The organism is Legionella clemsonensis, from assembly GCF_002240035.1.
GTDB classification, from domain to species: domain Bacteria; phylum Pseudomonadota; class Gammaproteobacteria; order Legionellales; family Legionellaceae; genus Tatlockia; species Tatlockia clemsonensis.
This window is the reverse complement of sequence record NZ_CP016397.1, coordinates 2774919-2791467: the sequence shown is the minus strand read 5'-3', so window position 1 is coordinate 2791467 and position 16549 is coordinate 2774919. Positions and strand designations below refer to the sequence as shown.

The following is a 16549-nucleotide window of genomic DNA, read 5'->3' as shown; positions in this document are numbered from 1 at the left end:
TTATGCTCCTTTGGAATCAGGTTTCGCATAGACTGCGCCATTTTTAACTTGCGATTGTTCATGATCATCACCAGGCAAGCCCTTGGCTATATCGCTACCTCGCATATCCATCAAAAGACCTAAGGTTTCAGTCATCATTTTTTTACGGACTTCGCTTTCAAAAGCTAAAGAATGAATGTCATCATCGAGTTTCTTTAAGGCAAATTTCACCATATCAAGCGCGGACTTTAAGTTTTGTACTTCTTGTACTTGAAGACCAGCTTGTAAGATACGGCGCATCATCAAGGCCTTATCGAGCATGTTTTGTACAGCAATTTCCTCGGCCAATTTGGAAACAGTTAAGATTTGTTCTTCCCGCGGCATACGTTGTATGGTGATGATGATTTCATCTGTAATCATCAAGTTGGATGCACTAACCATTTTGAGTTTTTCTTCAGTCAACGGCCATTGCTTGTCTACTAGATTCCACAGTGCTTTAGACACATTGGAAGTACAGGTGTTGGAGCTGTCACAACTTTGCAATAACGCGGATAATCCAATGCCAGCTTTGGCATCGTGTTTGGTTTTATCTGCATCGGCGGCGGTGCTTACATGAATATCACCTAATACTTTAACTGCCCATTTACTGGCATCAGCAGGTGTTGGCCAAGTATGCGTCATGGGTGTTTTGGTATCTGGCTTCTTCTCATTATTAAGTGGTTTGCGATTTAGTAAAATGTTGTAACCCGCAATGACTACATCGTTAATGACTTTGATAGGCCGTTGGTATGTTCCACCAGCATTTCCGCTTTCCCGACCTATCCAGGGCAGTCCATATTCGTCTCGTTTTTTAGCAATACTTTTAGCCGTTGAAGTCACATCCACATTTTCAGTTTTCGCTCGTTTTGCTGCTTCAAGCCAACCCTGACTGTCAGATACAGAAAGCATGCTTTCCATGGGCGATTGGCCTTCTTCGAGAGTCTTTTTCACATCCTGACAGTCTTTGACTTTGACGCTAAATTCATTTTGTGCGTAGCTAGCAGTATTTTGCAGTACGTTATAAAGCCCAGGCATGGATTGCTGAAGTTTATACAGCGGAAAACCTGCAACAGAACCTTTAAGGTTTTCAATAATGCCACCTGGAATATTCATGGCAGAGGATTTCATATCCTGAAAGGTGTTGGTAATGGATACCACTGGATTAAATCCATTACAGGTAAAACCAAGCCGTCCATCGACATTACCGCCAATAGTAATGGTTTGGTCATTATTAACAGGGGGTACATATAGATTGGATGAGCCACCCAACTTGTAATAATAATCCGATTCATTAGGCATAAAAGAACTGGCAAAGAGCATTTTTGGTAGCATCAATGCAAGTAAAGACATAGACAGTTTGTGCATGATTAACTCCTATCGTTTTTGAGGATGTCCCACTTTGGGGAATGAAAGTGCACGAATCAGTTTTCCTTTATGGGCAATACAACCTCGATATTTTCGCCAGACTACAAAGACATAATTGCCGTTACCTGCTTTGTCATCTTTTACACCCATATCGTTAGCATCATTGAAATTGATGTTGCGGTTTTTAGGGTACACTTCCTGCCAGATGATGTTTTTGTTGTGGCCATCGAATATGACATTGGCTACTACGCAATTAGCACCACAAGAATTGCTGGTGCTCTGGGTCACATGAAGACTATTTTTATTGGTCACGATGTCTGCTGCATGAAGGGCTGCAACAACGGATGCTCTAAAGCGTGAGGGCTGCGTGACTCGCATAATCCTTGGGATTTCATGTCCCCACGACTGTGTTGCGGATCCTATGTCATGGTTGAATAACAGATGAGGATGAGTTGCCATATAAGCAATTTCAGCAAGCTCTGTGCGGTCTGACACGGCATCAGCCTCACTGATGTAGTAAGGAGAACCAAAACGTGTTTCAGGTTTATGTGACAAATAAGGGAAACGATAAAGACCTGCAGGGCTGCCAATTACATCTACAACCCGTGTGCGTTCTTCATTGATGTGCATGGCTGAGGTTTGTCCTGCATCATCTCCAAACCCTAGCGCTGAACCAGTCGCTAGTCGATAGGTTTTTTGATACAAGGCTTGGCTTGCCGGGTTTTCATAAAGGGCACGCGCTTCAATCCATGGATTGGTTTCGGGGCGATTGGCCACTGTGACAATTAAGTCAGGTAAAAACTGTTCGATTGCAGGAACAGCTACTAGCTTAGGCGGAAATTTTCCTACTGCCCAAGTACAGGAACCAATTACCTTGTAGTGACTGTTGGTAAAGATTCTGCCCAATACCTTGGTGGCAATACCAAAACTGCTAATAGGATGGGGTGGCTCTATGCTTTCTCTTGCATGGATGGGTAAGCTAATCATCATAGAAATAAGCATCATGATTTTTGCTTTGTTTTTTATTCTCGAGTTGTTCTGCAAGTAATTCAGCGGCTTTAAGGACATCATGTTGTTTCTCCAGAGTATGGCGCTGTGCTTTTTCTGATTTTTCAGTCATTAAAAGAGCAAGCAAGTAGCGAGGTGGAATGACACGAAATAATCCTTGATAACGTGAGCCTAATAAAACCGCTTCTGCATATAAGCCTTTTTGAGAATCAATATCTCTAATTAAGGCTTCTTGTTGTGGAGTTAATGATTTAAAGCGTTTGACATCGCTAATTTCCTTTTCATCAAGGCCTAACAAAATCCAGGTTTCAATTAGCGATAAAATCTTGGTGGCTTTTTCCGAATTCATATCGGTGACGTTTTGGGTAATAGCAACCAGCCAAAGACCTAACTTTCTGGCTACTTTGGCAACCAGTAAACACACGGCCACTACTGAAGGAATTTGAAATTGCAAATGAGATTCATCAATAAAAAGAAAGGTTGGTCTGTCGTCGTTTTGAGTGGCTTCTGCCATAGCCAATATTCTTGGTAATAAAGACACCATCACTAAAGCGAGCTTTCCGGTATCATCTTTAATCGCGGAGATATCAACATGGAAGATATCAAAATCTCCTAAAGGTTCAGTTGGCACATTAAAAAAGCGTGATTTGGCGCTGTTAATGACATAACTGTTTAATCGGTCGTGCATATCCAAAATGCGGTCTTTTTTGCGAGGAACTGTTTCTTTATCCAGTCGCCGTTTAAAGCTACTTACAATATGCTCAGTTAGCATTTGCGGGATATCATGATTAAAAGACGTTAAGATGGCATCACTTAAGACTTCGATTAACAGTGTTTCATCGGCCAGAGTAAATTGTTCTTCTTCCAGTGCATTGGCTTCAGTAATCATGGTACGCAACGCTAAGGCCAGCTCTGCTAGATACGAGCGAGATCCATCATTACAGGCCAACTCTTCTGAGCTGGCAGGCTGTTCGAGATTTTCTTTGATTGTTCTAATTTTTTGCGCAATTAAGGTTGCTTGTTCTGCACTCAGATTGTCCGTGATTTCAGGAATGGCTTTATAAGCTTCACAAAATGGATTTAATGGAACGGCTTCATCTTTTTTATTACTCAGTAATAACTGCTTGGTTTTTTTGCCGTGTGTTTTGGCATGTAGAAGTATACGATCAAAAGAATTTCCCATTTCAAATAGAATGATGCGGGCATTTTTAGTGGCCATCAGCGAATTAATCATCCAGCCTGTAGCCACTGATTTGCCGCCACCGGAATTAGCAAACAAGGCCATGTGGGAGTTTTGGCTGATAAAATCATGATGCAACACATCGAAGAGTATTGGTTCTCCCAAACGGTTAAAAAAGGTGAAACAGGGAAGGTGTCTTGCCCCTTGATTACGTCCATATACAGGCAGTAAAGAGGCTAATTCGGATGCATACATCAATCGGTCAAAGCGCAAGTATTGGCGAGCATATTGTGGATTGAAATTAAAAGGTAAGGCATTGAGATAACTGTTAATGGGATGAATGTCGAAACAAGAAGAAATCAAAGGCATTTTGGCTTCAATGAATAATTCTTTTAGTTCTTTTTCAATGAGTACTGCTTGGTCTTTTGTGCTGGCACGATAAAAAATGGATTGATTAACCCAAAACAGACGGTTTCCTATAGACAATTCATCTCGTGCGGTTTTTATGTCTTCTCTGACTTGTGAAGGTTTAAGGCTTGTCCCTACTACACTTTTTTCAAGACGCATCAGATGCGCGTCTAAGGCTTCATCATTTTCAAAGATAACCTGAATGGTGTAGGTAGCGCCTTCAGGCAACTTATCTAAAAGTGCATACCGATGTTTGGGATTGGCTTGTGGTTTTTCACGAGATAAAAGACCAATTTCAGGCGCTTCTTTCAGCCCATCAATATAAAGAATACGATGGACCATCTCATCAAATATAAAACCTTGCTCGTCACTTTGTGGTTCATGAAACAAAACATTCTGGCTTAGGGTATAACCTGCGGGTTTTTTGTCTTTAGGATAAGGAAAGCGAGCTAATAGTTCTTCGGGGTTGGCTGCAAACCAACGCACCAACCACTGATAATAATCTTTACCGGTTAGTTGTTTTAGTTGAAGACCAGGTGATAGTAATTTGCTTTCAATTTGAGCCATGACTTCCTGATGCTCGGCAAGTGCCAGCTCTCTGGTGGTTTGCGTTTTTTGATAGAGGCGATAAAATAAAACCCTGATTCGTCTTCGTCTGCCGCGATAAGGTGCATCGGTTTTGGGATCAACAAACAATCCTTCGGGTCTTGTCATCTTACAAAACAGATCATCCAACCTTGCCAAATAGTCATGAGTAAAGGATGTTTCAGCAATGTCTGGTGCAATGCTTTGTTGAATATGAGTGAGAACAGGTTTCAAAGTGTATTCGTCATTGACATACATTTGCATCACCCAGGGATCTTCTTTGTGCAAAGGGACTACAGTGGCAAAAGTATCTCGAATTTTGCTAAAAACTGCGTGTAAATGTTCAGTAGAGGCGGCCTCCGCTGGAATGGACGCTAATTCAAAACCTGAACCAATGCTGACTCCATCATTGAGTAAAAAGAAATTGAGCTCATCATTGAAATCCACCATAGACAATTGATTGGCAAAGGAAGGGTTGTGATTCTCAAATCTTTTTTTTATGTTTTGTTGCGTTAATGCTGGTTTATTGGGTTGTCCTAACAGCCAGTCACTTATTTGGCTGAATAATTTCATTATTTACCTCTTAATAGTGTTCGGAAGCTAGTGCAAATTGATTTTGTTTGTAGAGAAAAAAGGCTGTGGTATAGCCTGGTTTTAACAATTGCTCATCACCAATGACAGCAACATGAGGAAACACATAAATCGGAACTTGTGGGTTATCCAAAGGCTTGAACAAATGTTGGATCTCGTTGGAAGCATCTCGTGTATACCCTGAATAATTCACGGTCTTCGCCTGTCTTTTAGGTACAGACCAGCCAGGCATGGCATCACCTAAGCTTTGCTGATAAAGTTGGCTAACAGTCAATCCTCCTTCGGGAATAGCCGTGGAGCCAACTGTCTTTGAGGCGCAAGCACTAAGCACCAAGACGCTACCTAAGGCTAAAATCGTGTGCAGTTTGTTGTAAATGGCCATAATCTAATACTCTCCCATTGGTTTCTTTATCAAGGTTGATGGTTTGTGTGACGTGAAATGAAAGCTGTGTTGGTCTGTATCCTTGAGATGCTGGAACGAAAACCATGTCGAAACTGCCTTGAATGCGTTTTTCCAGCCAATCAGCAGCTTTGACTGTTCCCTGGGAAAGCGCACCACCCAAGGCATAATTGCCCATAGAACCGGTAGGGATACCGGTTGCACCATTGGCATTGGCGGTATAAGTCATTTGCCACTGAGACAGTGCATTACCAAACCCTTTAATCCCATCGGAAGCCACGAGTGCCGTAAGTACTCTTGGAGCATTAGTAAAATACTGGCCTTTAATGCAGGGATTACCAAAAGCGGTGGTGAGATAACCTAAACTTTCGTTATTGACCATTTCAGCTGTTCCGGTCATCTGCTCTTTACCCACAGTCACAAAATGGCCGTCATCAAAAACAAACAAAGCAGAGGTCACATAGGCTCGAACACAGCTGATGTTATCCAAAAAAGAACCAACACCGATTGCATAACCATTAACTTTCATACCTGAAATATTGGGAGGCAAAGGGATACCATTAGCAGCCATTAAATCACCACGATTAATAATGGCTGAGAAGGGAAATAAAGGCTGCATGAGTTTGCCTTCAACTGGTACCTCACCAATCAGTGCCGATAACAAGGTAGTTCTGCCTAAATCAGAGCCTGCTGGAATGGTATAATAGGGAATACTTTTTTTATCTATACTGTTTAAAGCTGCTGTTTTAACTTTTGGGGTTAATGCTTGCTTTTTTTTCTTTAATCCCTCCCAATAGGCTTGTTCATTAGGATTGTTTTCACGTTTCATTAATAAAGCATCGATGTCCTTAACACTTTGTTCTTTTGTAAGAGTCGATTCTCCATTGACGGTGTAGGGTTGAGAGTTTTGTTGGGATTCCTGACTGGTTTTGACATTGGCCAATTCGGATTTTAGTTGTTCTATTTCTTTAATCACCTCAGGATTATAAGAAGCCTGCACATTTTCTTTTTTGCCTCTGAGTTGCTTGTTTTCCGATTCAAGATTGGCAAGTTTCTTTTCGGTTTCCTGTAGTCTTGCAGCAACATCACGGATGTTGTCATTAAACTGGCTGGCAATGGCTTCATTCAGATTATTGGGATCGGGGCGAGTGACTTCGGGTTCACGGTCATGATGTTTGCTGTTCATCATAATGAGTGCAACAACAGCGATCACTGTTACGGTTAATATTTTGAGTCCAGCATTTTTTTTCATCGTACGTACTCCCGACTTGCGGAAAGCGCTGTACCAAAGGGCCTGTCTGATACCAGAAATACCGTAGTGGACTCTTTATTGCTACGAGGTGATAAAGTGTTGGTGGGGTAAAAGGTAGCGGTTTGCCAGTTACCCATCATTTGGCGAGGATCAACAATTACTTCCTTGTTCAGCAGGTTTTTCAACTCCACCGCAGTTACATAAAATGCACCACCATGCCATGAAATCAATGGTCTTGCTTCGATGCTGGCACCATAAAAAAGGCTTACTTGTTTTCGGGTTTGCATAGGAACACGCCCCACACCATCAGGAATAACCAACAGTCTTTGCGGGGCATACAAGGATTGGATGGCAAAGCGCGTCAGTGTTACTGCATTTAAATCCAGCGGGTTAACCACTTCTTGAGGGGAGTTGGTATTTTCTTTGGATTCCAAAAGCACTTCTATTGGTTTTACATCATGAGTTTTATCATTAACGCTTAAGTTTAAGATAATGACTTCACCTTGAGGCATGAGCTGCACAAAGAGCCTTTTGTTTTTAAAAACGTCCTTGCCTTTCAGATACAAAGCATCCTGAATTTTCAAAAGTGCGGTTTGAGAGGCTGCTTCATTATCTACAATACTAATGGCTTGAGGAAAATGGATGAGCCTTTCCTCATTCAAGGATAGTTCGACAGGGATGGGTGTTTTATCCCACAAGACATGTTCTGCATCCAGAGCTAGCGTGTATTGGCTGCTAATTAAGGCAATTATGGTGAGTAACCATTTAGTTGTTGTCATGTTGTGTACCTCTTGTATTGGTTGCCAATAAATCGGTGATTAGTGTTTCTGGTTGGGTATAACCATCCAATGCCAGTTGAAAAGGATTTTGTAAGCGCGAGAGATTGACCTTAACCACACGCACATGGTAGTCCACAATCTTGTCTGCAATGACCATGGGGCTATCGTCTTTTAAGCGTTGGGTAATGCGTAAAACCAGATGAACTTCCCATGTGTTATGAGCGATTACTTTGACATCTTCGTTTTCCATAAACCGATAAAGACTTGCTACTTGTATGCGATTAAAAAGTTGAGCATCTTTATAAGCTATCAAGGTTTTATCCATTAATGCCTGATGTCGTGGAGTGAAGTAGTAATGAAAGCCTGAAAGATTAGTAGCAAATTCTTTTTTACCACCTTGTGACCAGGTGTTTAAGGTGGGTAGCAGTGTGGCAACAAAACCCTGAACGTACTCTTTGGGTATGGCGTTTTCCTTGATTAATCCACCATTACTATTCATAGAAGGTGTTAGCCAAAATTCAAAACGATTGGGTATTTTAGCTAGCGTAATGATCAGGCCAAATACAATCAAAATGAGTACGGATACAAAGGCTAATAACAACCGATTAATATGATTTAAACTGTCCACTTTTTTCCAGTAATGAAACATAAAACTACCTCACCAGTCTTGATTTTTGCCAGACACCTTGATGGTGAATGTAGGGAGAGTGTCTTAACCCCCACTTTGCCATCAACAACACGGTTTTTTTCATTAAATAGCCATGCGGTTTACCCGCTTTAATGGCAGCTGCTCGTTTAGGGCAAAAAGTAATGGACACAATAAAACCCACAATGAAACCAACACAGCCGAAGGCCAGCGGATAGCCAATAAAAAGTCCGGCTAAAACACATCCCATACTCATTAGTGGCGTGGTTACCACCACTATCCAGAAAAGCTCTCTGAGGCTTAACCCTTTATAGGCTTCATAATCAAACGATAGATGACGTGAGGACGGTTGATTCATGAATCCCCCTAAATCTTGAATTTGGTAATCATGCTGTAGCCGACATAACCTGCTACAATACTGATGGCAAGATAAGTAATCCCCATCACTGCAAACGTACCAAAGGCCACCATAGAACCATCATTTTTCTTGGATTCTTCAATGCCATGCTGAATGGTGGTGATGAATTTAATAAAACTCATGACAGCAGCAATAAAAAGCAATAATCCCAAGCCTTGACGAACATAGTTACCTGTAACTGTCATCATGCTTTTATTACCATCACTGATGTCATCGGCATTAGAGATTTTTGGAAACCAGTTGTCGGCAAACAATGCAGGCGCATAATTTAAAGTAATGAGTCCTGCACCCATTCGTTGTCCCCATTGCTTGACACCTGCAATTGCAATTGACTTTTTCATGATTAATTCCCCTTAACGATTAAAATTAGAATGAATAAACAAAAACCAAGAACAATCCGGATTAAGCGGGAACCTAGAAGGATAAGAAATCCTTCTTGTTCTTTTTCTGTATTACCCATGAATTGATTAATGCACCAAATAAGGCCAATAATGACTAGCATGATGGCGACAAATCGGATGCTGCCGGAAAAGGCACTTACAGTTGTATCGCCCGCAGCTTGTTTAAAACTGGAAGCAAAAGTTTTGGCAATATCTACTTTGCTCATAGTCACTTTCCTATAAAATCCAACGCTAACGGCTTGATGGTTTTAGGTTCAATGGCTGGTTTATTGATGTAATCAATCAGCGCATTACGAATGGACAGTAAATCGGTACGAAGGCCTGCGTGTATCTTTCCATCAGAGCCTTCAAAATGTTCTATATGCAATTGGATGCGGGTATTGGGTTCAATTTCCGTTTTCGCTTCATCAAGCAAAGGCATGATGGCATTAATCTGATTAATTATTCTGACCAGCGTTTGATTGAGTGCATCGTTACTCGCATGAGAGGCCATTGGCAGACTTAATATGAGTAATAACAATAATCGTTTCATGTTTTTCTCCTACAAATATTTTTTAAATCGACTTGCGGTGATTGAAACCATGATGCCTAACAATAGGCTTGCAGGTACAAAAACAAAGGCAGGCGTGATGCTTATGGGCAGCGCAAGCCATAAGCTTAATAACAGTAAAAGGCCTCGCTTGGCGTGGCGATTGAGTTGGTGAAAGACATAGGATGATTCACGGCCTAATGATGCGGTGCGGATAGCGCGTTGATTTAACCCATCAACCAGTCCAACCACGACCATTAATAAAAACAGAGGGATAGCCGAAATCAGAATAACCAGTTTGATGAACATTACTTGAGTAATTAATCCCATCAGTAACCAAACTTGATTGGCAATTAGGATAAAATCTTGTGCTATTTCATTTAAATCATTGGTTTCATCAGGCATCACCTCATCCAGCCCTTTTTTAATCAGGGAGCCTGTGTGCGCCGCTTTGTTGGCAACACCTTGAGTAGGAATGGTTTTTAACCAGGATTTAATAGTGTTAGCAACTATCACTCCGTTAAATGCGGTAATTGCTTGCGTTTGTTTTTGGGAAAGTGTGGTGACTGAACTAAACGCTTTTTCAAATCCTAAACAGCACCAAAGACTGGATACCCAACCCATAAGGATTAACCAGCCCAATAAAACAAGCAGCATAAAACTCATGACCGTTTTTTTGGAGGGTTTGGGCGTTGCAGTCCTTATTGCCATAATTCTTCCCCAAAGAAAGCGAGCGGGTAATGGGTTTCTTGAAAGAGTTCCATTAAGTCATCAACGTTAGCCGGTAATAAAGGTGCTTTGGTGAGGTGTTGTAGCGCTTGAAGTTGTTCACTGGTATTAATGTTGGCGACAAAGCCCAAGGCTTGTGCTTCTTCCAGCTTTTTCGCGTTTTTTTGCAACCATTGGTAAGAGTCCTTATCATCCCCAATGATGAACACAGGGTTTGAGAAATTAACTAGTGTGAGTGTTCGCTTTTCTACTTTGCCAGTAGTGGCTTTACTTGATACGGGCAGTCTTGCATCTAACTTTTCTTGTAGTTTTAAAGATTCTTCGGTGATCTGAGCTTGGCTTTCTTTAATGAATTGCTCCATGTTAATGGCTTGCCAGGCATAGCAGGAGGTAATCATCAACAATCCAAAGAGTATGGCTGACTTTTTCACATTAAAACCTCCCCAAATCCACAATGCTGGAATGACCATTTTGGGAGAGTAGCAACATCGGTAGTGACTTTTGGATCTTGAGGGATTGGTAGCTTAGTTCACCGTGGTTAAGGGTAATACGGCCACCATTTACAAGATGTTGTGGTATTTGATGTTGATTTGCCCAGATTTGGATGGTCGTATCATTCATGTCCAGTAACATCAGATGCAACCGTGCATTTGGTGTTTGCTCTATAGCATCAAAGAGCATCAGCAAAATGGTTTTTACAGCATCTTGTTCTTTGATAAAGAAATACAGCGTATCGCCCTGGCTTAATTGCACCGGTTTGTGGGCATAGGGTGAATAAGGAGATGGGTCAAAATCACCAACCACAGGGACATTAACAAACAACTCGTTATAGGCCTTGTAAAAAGCATTGTTCCAAGCAATATTTTTAGCTACTTTCTGGGCTTCCTGTCTTGCTGCTAATTCTGCAAAATGGTTGCGTTCGGTTTCATTTCTGGCATTAATACCCAGAATATCAATAGGAGTTTGTCTTAAGCCTTTGTAGTAGAATTTACTTTTATTTTGCATGAGCAGGACATAACGTTTTTCTTCATCAGCTGTTAATCCCCACACTTTAGCTTCATGCAATTGGTTATCGGTCAGTGTAATTTTATTGATGTCTTGCTCTGAGGTCAGATCGTCTTCATTAACCGTTAACCCTGTTTTTGCCAATGTTTTATCTTCAATGGTAAAGTGATTTAAGGGCTGTTGATTTAATCCTGGAATAGTCAGATCAGCATGTACTGCATGACAGGCTAATATTGGAATCAGGAAAGCAGAATACTTAAGCATCAGATTCCCCCTGCAATACATCCATCTTCACCACGACATGCTCTTTATTACCGTTTTCCAATTCCATGCGTTGTAGACTGAAGTCAATACTTAATACTGTCCAGCCAGCTAATTGGTCGCTTTTTTCCAAAGGCACTGTCTTAAAGTTATAAGCCACTGTAGCCACACTGACTTGCTGAATGCTGTCTATACTGATGACTTTAAACGGTAAGGTGTTAATGGGCAGATATTTAATGGGATGCTGCTTTTTATCCAAAGACCTCACCATTTCACGCAAGACATCCAACTTTTGTGTTAATTCAGTACGATTATCATTGATCAGGCGATTAATATCTGTTTCATTATGATTTTTGAGCTGTTCAATCAAGGAGGTCAGTTTATGAAAATCCTGGTTAATCGCGGTTAAATCTACTGTCTCAACGGGCTTTTTAACTTCCTCGTGCAAAGCACCAAGCTGTGCTTGCAACGTATCAAGACGATGTGAAATAACATCTGAATCATTCATTTTATTTGTTGGAGAATAGTTAATACCAACAATGACACTTGCCAAGGTCAAGCCTAAACCTGCTGCCAATAAATACTTTAAGGTTGTTGCGCGATTGGTCATGATTTACCCCCATTTCGTATTCCAGCTTTTAATTTGAAATTCACCTGCCGCAATAAGGGATCTTCGATCAAGGTAAAGGACTGTTGGCCAACAAGGACTTCAAGTCCGTCTTTAACAGTCAAAGGGCCAAGGTTTCTATCAATCTGAGGTAAGGCTTGGTGCATGACGGTTTGTAGGCTTTCTGGTTGCTTTTCTTTCGATACCAGAGAAAACCCTGAAAACCTCAACCACCATTCAACTGCCTGACCTATTGTTTGTACTTCTTGAGGAAAATGGACTTGTTGAATGGCAAGGAGTGGATCGATCTGGGCTGCTAATGGTTTGTTGGCAACAGTCGCGTAGCGGTTTACTTGAGTAACATTAGCTGCCATAGAATAAAAGGCTGCTATGCTAAGTATGCCAATTACAGAGAGTTGTGCACTTATTTTCATTTTGGTTCCTCTATATCGGTGTTTTGAGGATTGGTTTGTTTTCTTAAAAAAATTTCTTTTCTATCAATATCAATATGAGCTGGAGCTTTAATACCCAAAGCGACCACGCCTCTTCGTTGATAAATGACGTGTATTTCAATCTGTCCTTTATCAATTAATATTTGCTCACCCTTTTTTCTTGTCAGTACCAACATTATTTATCTCCGGTTATTTTTATTTCATGTTTAAGATTGCTTTTATTTTTTTCAGGTGCGTGTGGGCAACAACAGGGTCACAAGGTTTGTAAACCTCTCTTTGAAAACATTGTTTCTTTCTGGATAATAATTGCTTGCAGCACTCAATAAATTGCGCTAACGCAGGCGGCATTTCACGGTTTTTAAGACACTCATCAATTGCTTGATCAATTAACTGAGCATCGAATCCCTCTAGTGCTTTTGACCATTCTTGACGTGCAAAATTTGAATAAGATTCATTCTTGAATTGGCTACGCCATATGTGCCCATAAAAGGTTGAGAATTTCAGAAAAAGTTTGTTGACTTGCTCAATGCAGTTTCCAGAGATTTTGGAACTCGGCGTCACTGAAACTTTGGCTTTCACTCGACTCTGTAATCCTGATGCTGTTTGTAGATGATGGGTGTTTACGATTTGCTTCATAGATTGCATGGTCATACTCCTTAGCTTCAAGAATTGTTGATGTTGTTTCCCAGCATCGCTGTGCTAACCAGTTTGCTGGATATTTCCAGGCCGGAACCCAAACGCCTTCGGCGCGTTTTTGTATTTCTAGTTGAATTTGTTCGGTTAAGCGGGCTATGATTTGCTGGACTAAGCTTCGAGAAGGTTTTAGTTTTTTAAATACCTCAAAAGCGTTTTCTTTTTCTTTTTTCAGTGGGTACAGATCCCAGAACACTTCAAAGGCTTGAGATAAAGAAATAAAAAAATAATTATTATTATCTTGAGGAGTGGCGGGTTCGGCCTTTTGGTTTATGTCGGGTTCTAGTGAATTGGTGTTGGATTTTGTTGAGTCTAATTGACTTTTTTGTGGTTCTTGAGGTGCGCTATAGTCAAGTGCTTTTATGGCGGCTTTATTCCGAACAGAATCATGCCTGTCCAGTAATAAACAATGTAAAACAAGTTTTCTTTCCCAAGACTGGATTTGAATTAACCCTGCTTTCTCAAGCCCTTTTAAAGCCCGTCGCAATTGATCTTTACTTGGGCTACCGCTTTTAATACCAGAATGAGGTTCTATGTAAAGTGCTTCACTCAATGACTGATAACTAATGCCTCGGCGAACTCCGACGATTCCTGTCTTGTAATCGACGTAGGGTTTAATGCCTTGAAGATAAGTTAATCGTTGAAGATAAGGTAAGCCACTTAGAGCTGAAAGTTCCTGATGGGTGATAATAATAAATTCCATATTTTGACCTATTATCAATGAATAAAATGGAAAAATAAAACATGATGTGATTTTTAAATAAAAATATGATTAAATAGAATAAGTAACTATTTAATAAAACACATATCGTTTTAATTTATTCATGATACAAAACGAAACGTGTTTGTGTCAATGGGCATTTATTCTTTTTTTGAAGGATCACAATGGATATTAGAGAACAAATAGGTAACCGTATTACCAAAGCCCGTAAAGAGTTGGGTATTACGATTAAAGAATTAGCGGCAAGAACAAAAGAGCTTTCGCCAGCAAGAATAAGTAATTGGGAGCAAGGTACGCGAAGTCCTGGACCATTAGAGGCTAAATTACTTGCAGATCAATTAAATGTGTCTGCTTCCTATTTGTTGTGCTTAACTGATAATCCACAAGGGGATCTTCTTCAGAGTTCTGAAAATAAGCTTCGACACATTCCAATGTTGAGTATGAAAGATGCTCCACATGCGAAAGAAATTTTAGGGCAACAAGATACATTTGCGTTTGAGAAAACAATTGTCATTGATAATTTTAATTTATCCCTCAAAAGCGCTGTACTATTTGCAGCTGCCATTGAAGATAGCAGCATGCAACCTGAACTCCACCCAAGTGATATAGTAATTATTGATGGTCAATTGCAACCCAATCCAGGTCAATATGTCTTGGTTTATCTGACAGAGAAAAAACAAACTGTACTGCGTCAATATGGTGAAGCAGATGGTTGTTTATTTCAATTGTTGCCGAATAGTGAATTATGGGCCACAGTAAGCATTAAGCAGCCTAATGAGGCACAGCTGATTGGTGTTGTTACTGAAATTAGAAAATATTTGCGGCAGTTATGAAAAGTCCCATTATCTTTTTAACATCATGGATTTTGGAAGAACTTGAAAAAGGAGCACCTAATCCACAACATGCTATATTATCTACGACTGGCAAAGATGCCATTCCCCATGGACGTGTTATTGCCATTCGTGAAATTAATGAACAAGGTTTATTATTTTTTACTCAACGAGGAACCAGAAAAGTTGTTGAGATGACTAACAATCCTGTTGTATCGCTCACTTTTTGGTTCGAGTTATTTGAAAGAGAAGTCATCATAGATGGAACGGTCATGTTGTTAACAGAAAGTGAGAATCGGGCGTACTGGGATACTTATCCACCTTTTGCTCAAATTAGATTTCATAGTTACGCACCTACTTCATCGCAAGTGATAGCTAACAAACAATTACTCGAAAATAAAAGAAAAATGTTGACCGAACAGTTTCAAGATAAACCATTACCTATGAGTGAATATTATTGTGGTTTCAGGGTAATTCCTCAACGAATGGTCTTTTATACTTACAGAACCGATGAATTGTCTGATGTGATAGAATATTGTGTTATAAAAAATAATTGGGAAAAGAATCTGCTTTCACCTTGATATCATTGCATTGATTTCCCAATGGCTATGAAAGTGGTGCTAGAGATACTGCAGTAGGAAATATTATGATTCAAATTGCAAAAATAACAGGTGAATTCGCTCACACCTTATGTCAAACCATTACAAAGGATTTGCCTGAATATTTTGGTTTACCAGGGGCTAACGAGCACTACGCCATAGGTGTAAAAACACGTACTAATTTTGCAGCTAAAAAGGATAATGACACCATTGGCCTTGTTTCGATTGATTTTCCTTACCCTAATAATGCCAATATTTATTGGATGGCAGTATTGCGTGATTTCCATCGCCAAGGAATAGGAAGGCAATTGGTTGATGCAGCTTGCCAGTTTGCGAAAACGCATGGGGCTAAGACAGTGACTGTTGAAACGCTAAGTCCCTCTGAGGAAGAAGAAAATTACTTAAAGACTTACCTATTTTATCAATCCGTTGGGTTTTCACCTCTTTTTAATTTAAAACCAAGGGGGTATGAGTGGAACATGGTTTATATGGTAAAAGACCTTGGGAGCCTAATAGCTGCATTATAGCAGAAGGGATGTCCGCATCTTGTGCTTCTAATCTATTTAAAGATAAATTTAATTTTCCAAGAGATTTTATATTACTAACTAAATACTTAACTCCATAATACCCGACCTCATTATCACTTAAGTCAAGTAATTCAAAACTTCTTTTTTTGAATCCATGTGAGATATTCATAATAGACAATGGAGTTAATCCGCACCTACTTAGTTGAAGCGATTTAATCGTTTGATTTATTTCTAATAATTCACCTAGCGCTTCTGTGTATTCCCCACCAATTTGATTCCCGTTAAGATCAAGTAAATAAATAGTTGTATTTTTTTAAGAACCTCATAAAAAGGTTTAATGCTTTCATTTGTCATATCAGTGTAATTAAGGTGAAGCTCTGTTAAACGGCACCCTGGATTTTCTATCGCTGAAGCGAGTAAACTAATATCTTCTGCCCTAAGTGATTCACCTTGAATAGTTAAGGCTGTTAGTTTGCCACTAATAATTTGCTTAATTGTTTCTGGTGAAATTTTCATTATTTTATGCCTTACTTCGTTATGAAAAA

The 16549-nt window shown here is 40.1% G+C and carries 22 protein-coding genes; 3 read left to right on the top strand and 19 right to left on the bottom strand.

Annotated features, from left to right (window positions below; genetic code table 11):
* From clem_RS12270 to clem_RS15010, 18 genes are all read right to left on the bottom strand, one after another.
* A complete protein-coding gene (locus clem_RS12270; RefSeq protein ID WP_094091820.1) occupies positions 1-1383 on the bottom strand; it encodes an integrating conjugative element protein in 1383 nt (460 codons plus the stop codon).
* A 9-nt stretch (positions 1384-1392) separates the two neighbouring features.
* The gene (locus tag clem_RS12265) at positions 1393-2388 is read right to left on the bottom strand and encodes a TIGR03756 family integrating conjugative element protein (protein WP_094091819.1); all 996 of its coding nucleotides are present in this window, start codon (positions 2386-2388) and stop codon (positions 1393-1395) included.
* A complete protein-coding gene (locus clem_RS12260) occupies positions 2363-5137 on the bottom strand; it encodes a conjugative transfer ATPase (protein WP_094091818.1) in 2775 nt (924 codons plus the stop codon). Before clem_RS12260 ends, clem_RS12265 begins: the two co-directional genes overlap by 26 nt.
* 10 nt (positions 5138-5147) lie before the next feature.
* The gene (locus tag clem_RS12255; RefSeq protein WP_058530875.1) at positions 5148-5537 is read right to left on the bottom strand and encodes a TIGR03751 family conjugal transfer lipoprotein; all 390 of its coding nucleotides are present in this window, start codon (positions 5535-5537) and stop codon (positions 5148-5150) included.
* The gene (locus clem_RS12250; RefSeq protein ID WP_094091817.1) at positions 5494-6807 is read right to left on the bottom strand and encodes a TIGR03752 family integrating conjugative element protein; all 1314 of its coding nucleotides are present in this window, start codon (positions 6805-6807) and stop codon (positions 5494-5496) included. The genes clem_RS12255 and clem_RS12250 overlap by 44 nt, the downstream gene beginning before the upstream one ends.
* Complete coding sequence (locus clem_RS12245) at positions 6804-7586, bottom strand: TIGR03749 family integrating conjugative element protein (protein ID WP_094091816.1); 783 nt, start codon at positions 7584-7586, stop codon at positions 6804-6806. Before clem_RS12245 ends, clem_RS12250 begins: the two co-directional genes overlap by 4 nt.
* Positions 7573-8235 (bottom strand): DUF2895 family protein, encoded by a 663-nt coding sequence (locus clem_RS12240; RefSeq protein ID WP_094091815.1) that lies wholly within the window; start codon positions 8233-8235, stop codon positions 7573-7575. Before clem_RS12240 ends, clem_RS12245 begins: the two co-directional genes overlap by 14 nt.
* A 4-nt stretch (positions 8236-8239) precedes the next feature.
* Complete coding sequence (locus clem_RS12235) at positions 8240-8590, bottom strand: TIGR03750 family conjugal transfer protein (RefSeq protein ID WP_094091814.1); 351 nt, start codon at positions 8588-8590, stop codon at positions 8240-8242.
* A gap of 8 nt (positions 8591-8598) precedes the next feature.
* The gene (locus tag clem_RS12230; RefSeq protein WP_061504355.1) at positions 8599-8991 is read right to left on the bottom strand and encodes a hypothetical protein; all 393 of its coding nucleotides are present in this window, start codon (positions 8989-8991) and stop codon (positions 8599-8601) included.
* A gap of 2 nt (positions 8992-8993) precedes the next feature.
* The gene (locus clem_RS12225) at positions 8994-9257 is read right to left on the bottom strand and encodes a hypothetical protein (protein ID WP_094091813.1); all 264 of its coding nucleotides are present in this window, start codon (positions 9255-9257) and stop codon (positions 8994-8996) included.
* Positions 9258-9259: 2 nt separating this feature from the next.
* A complete protein-coding gene (locus clem_RS12220; RefSeq protein ID WP_094091812.1) occupies positions 9260-9583 on the bottom strand; it encodes a hypothetical protein in 324 nt (107 codons plus the stop codon).
* 9 nt (positions 9584-9592) lie between these two features.
* Positions 9593-10291, bottom strand: a complete 699-nt coding sequence (locus tag clem_RS12215) for a TIGR03747 family integrating conjugative element membrane protein (protein WP_061504353.1) — start codon at positions 10289-10291, stop codon at positions 9593-9595.
* Entirely contained in the window at positions 10282-10740 is a 459-nt protein-coding gene (locus tag clem_RS12210) for an integrating conjugative element protein (protein WP_061504352.1), read from the bottom strand. Before clem_RS12210 ends, clem_RS12215 begins: the two co-directional genes overlap by 10 nt.
* Before the next feature lies 1 nt (position 10741).
* A complete protein-coding gene (locus clem_RS12205; RefSeq protein ID WP_094091811.1) occupies positions 10742-11578 on the bottom strand; it encodes a TIGR03759 family integrating conjugative element protein in 837 nt (278 codons plus the stop codon).
* On the bottom strand, positions 11571-12185 hold the full coding sequence (locus clem_RS12200; RefSeq protein ID WP_094091810.1) for a hypothetical protein: 615 nt from the start codon (positions 12183-12185) through the stop codon (positions 11571-11573). The genes clem_RS12205 and clem_RS12200 overlap by 8 nt, the downstream gene beginning before the upstream one ends.
* On the bottom strand, positions 12182-12616 hold the full coding sequence (pilL2, locus tag clem_RS12195) for a PFGI-1 class ICE element type IV pilus protein PilL2 (RefSeq protein WP_094091809.1): 435 nt from the start codon (positions 12614-12616) through the stop codon (positions 12182-12184). Before pilL2 ends, clem_RS12200 begins: the two co-directional genes overlap by 4 nt.
* Positions 12613-12810: a carbon storage regulator gene (locus clem_RS12190; protein ID WP_061638458.1), complete on the bottom strand. Its 198-nt coding sequence runs from the start codon at positions 12808-12810 to the stop codon at positions 12613-12615. Before clem_RS12190 ends, pilL2 begins: the two co-directional genes overlap by 4 nt.
* A 347-nt stretch (positions 12811-13157) precedes the next feature.
* Positions 13158-14030: a Vir protein gene (locus clem_RS15010; protein WP_094091808.1), complete on the bottom strand. Its 873-nt coding sequence runs from the start codon at positions 14028-14030 to the stop codon at positions 13158-13160.
* Between the two features lie 182 nt (positions 14031-14212).
* On the opposite strand from clem_RS15010, the gene clem_RS12175 reads away from it, so the two are divergent.
* The 3 genes from clem_RS12175 to clem_RS12165 all read left to right on the top strand — a co-directional run bounded on the left by clem_RS12175 (position 14213) and on the right by clem_RS12165 (position 16004).
* Positions 14213-14881 carry a LexA family transcriptional regulator gene (locus clem_RS12175; RefSeq protein ID WP_094091807.1) on the top strand — a complete coding sequence of 223 codons (669 nt, stop codon included), beginning with the start codon at positions 14213-14215 and terminating at the stop codon, positions 14879-14881.
* Positions 14878-15459, top strand: coding sequence for a pyridoxine/pyridoxamine 5'-phosphate oxidase (locus clem_RS12170; RefSeq protein ID WP_094091806.1), 582 nt, complete (start codon positions 14878-14880; stop codon positions 15457-15459). Before clem_RS12175 ends, clem_RS12170 begins: the two co-directional genes overlap by 4 nt.
* A gap of 65 nt (positions 15460-15524) precedes the next feature.
* Positions 15525-16004 carry a GNAT family N-acetyltransferase gene (locus clem_RS12165; protein WP_232505479.1) on the top strand — a complete coding sequence of 160 codons (480 nt, stop codon included), beginning with the start codon at positions 15525-15527 and terminating at the stop codon, positions 16002-16004.
* 243 nt (positions 16005-16247) lie between these two features.
* Here the strand turns inward: clem_RS12165 and clem_RS15005 are convergent, their stop codons facing one another.
* Positions 16248-16520, bottom strand: coding sequence for a hypothetical protein (locus clem_RS15005; protein WP_094091805.1), 273 nt, complete (start codon positions 16518-16520; stop codon positions 16248-16250).
* Between the last annotated feature and the right edge of the window lie 29 nt (positions 16521-16549).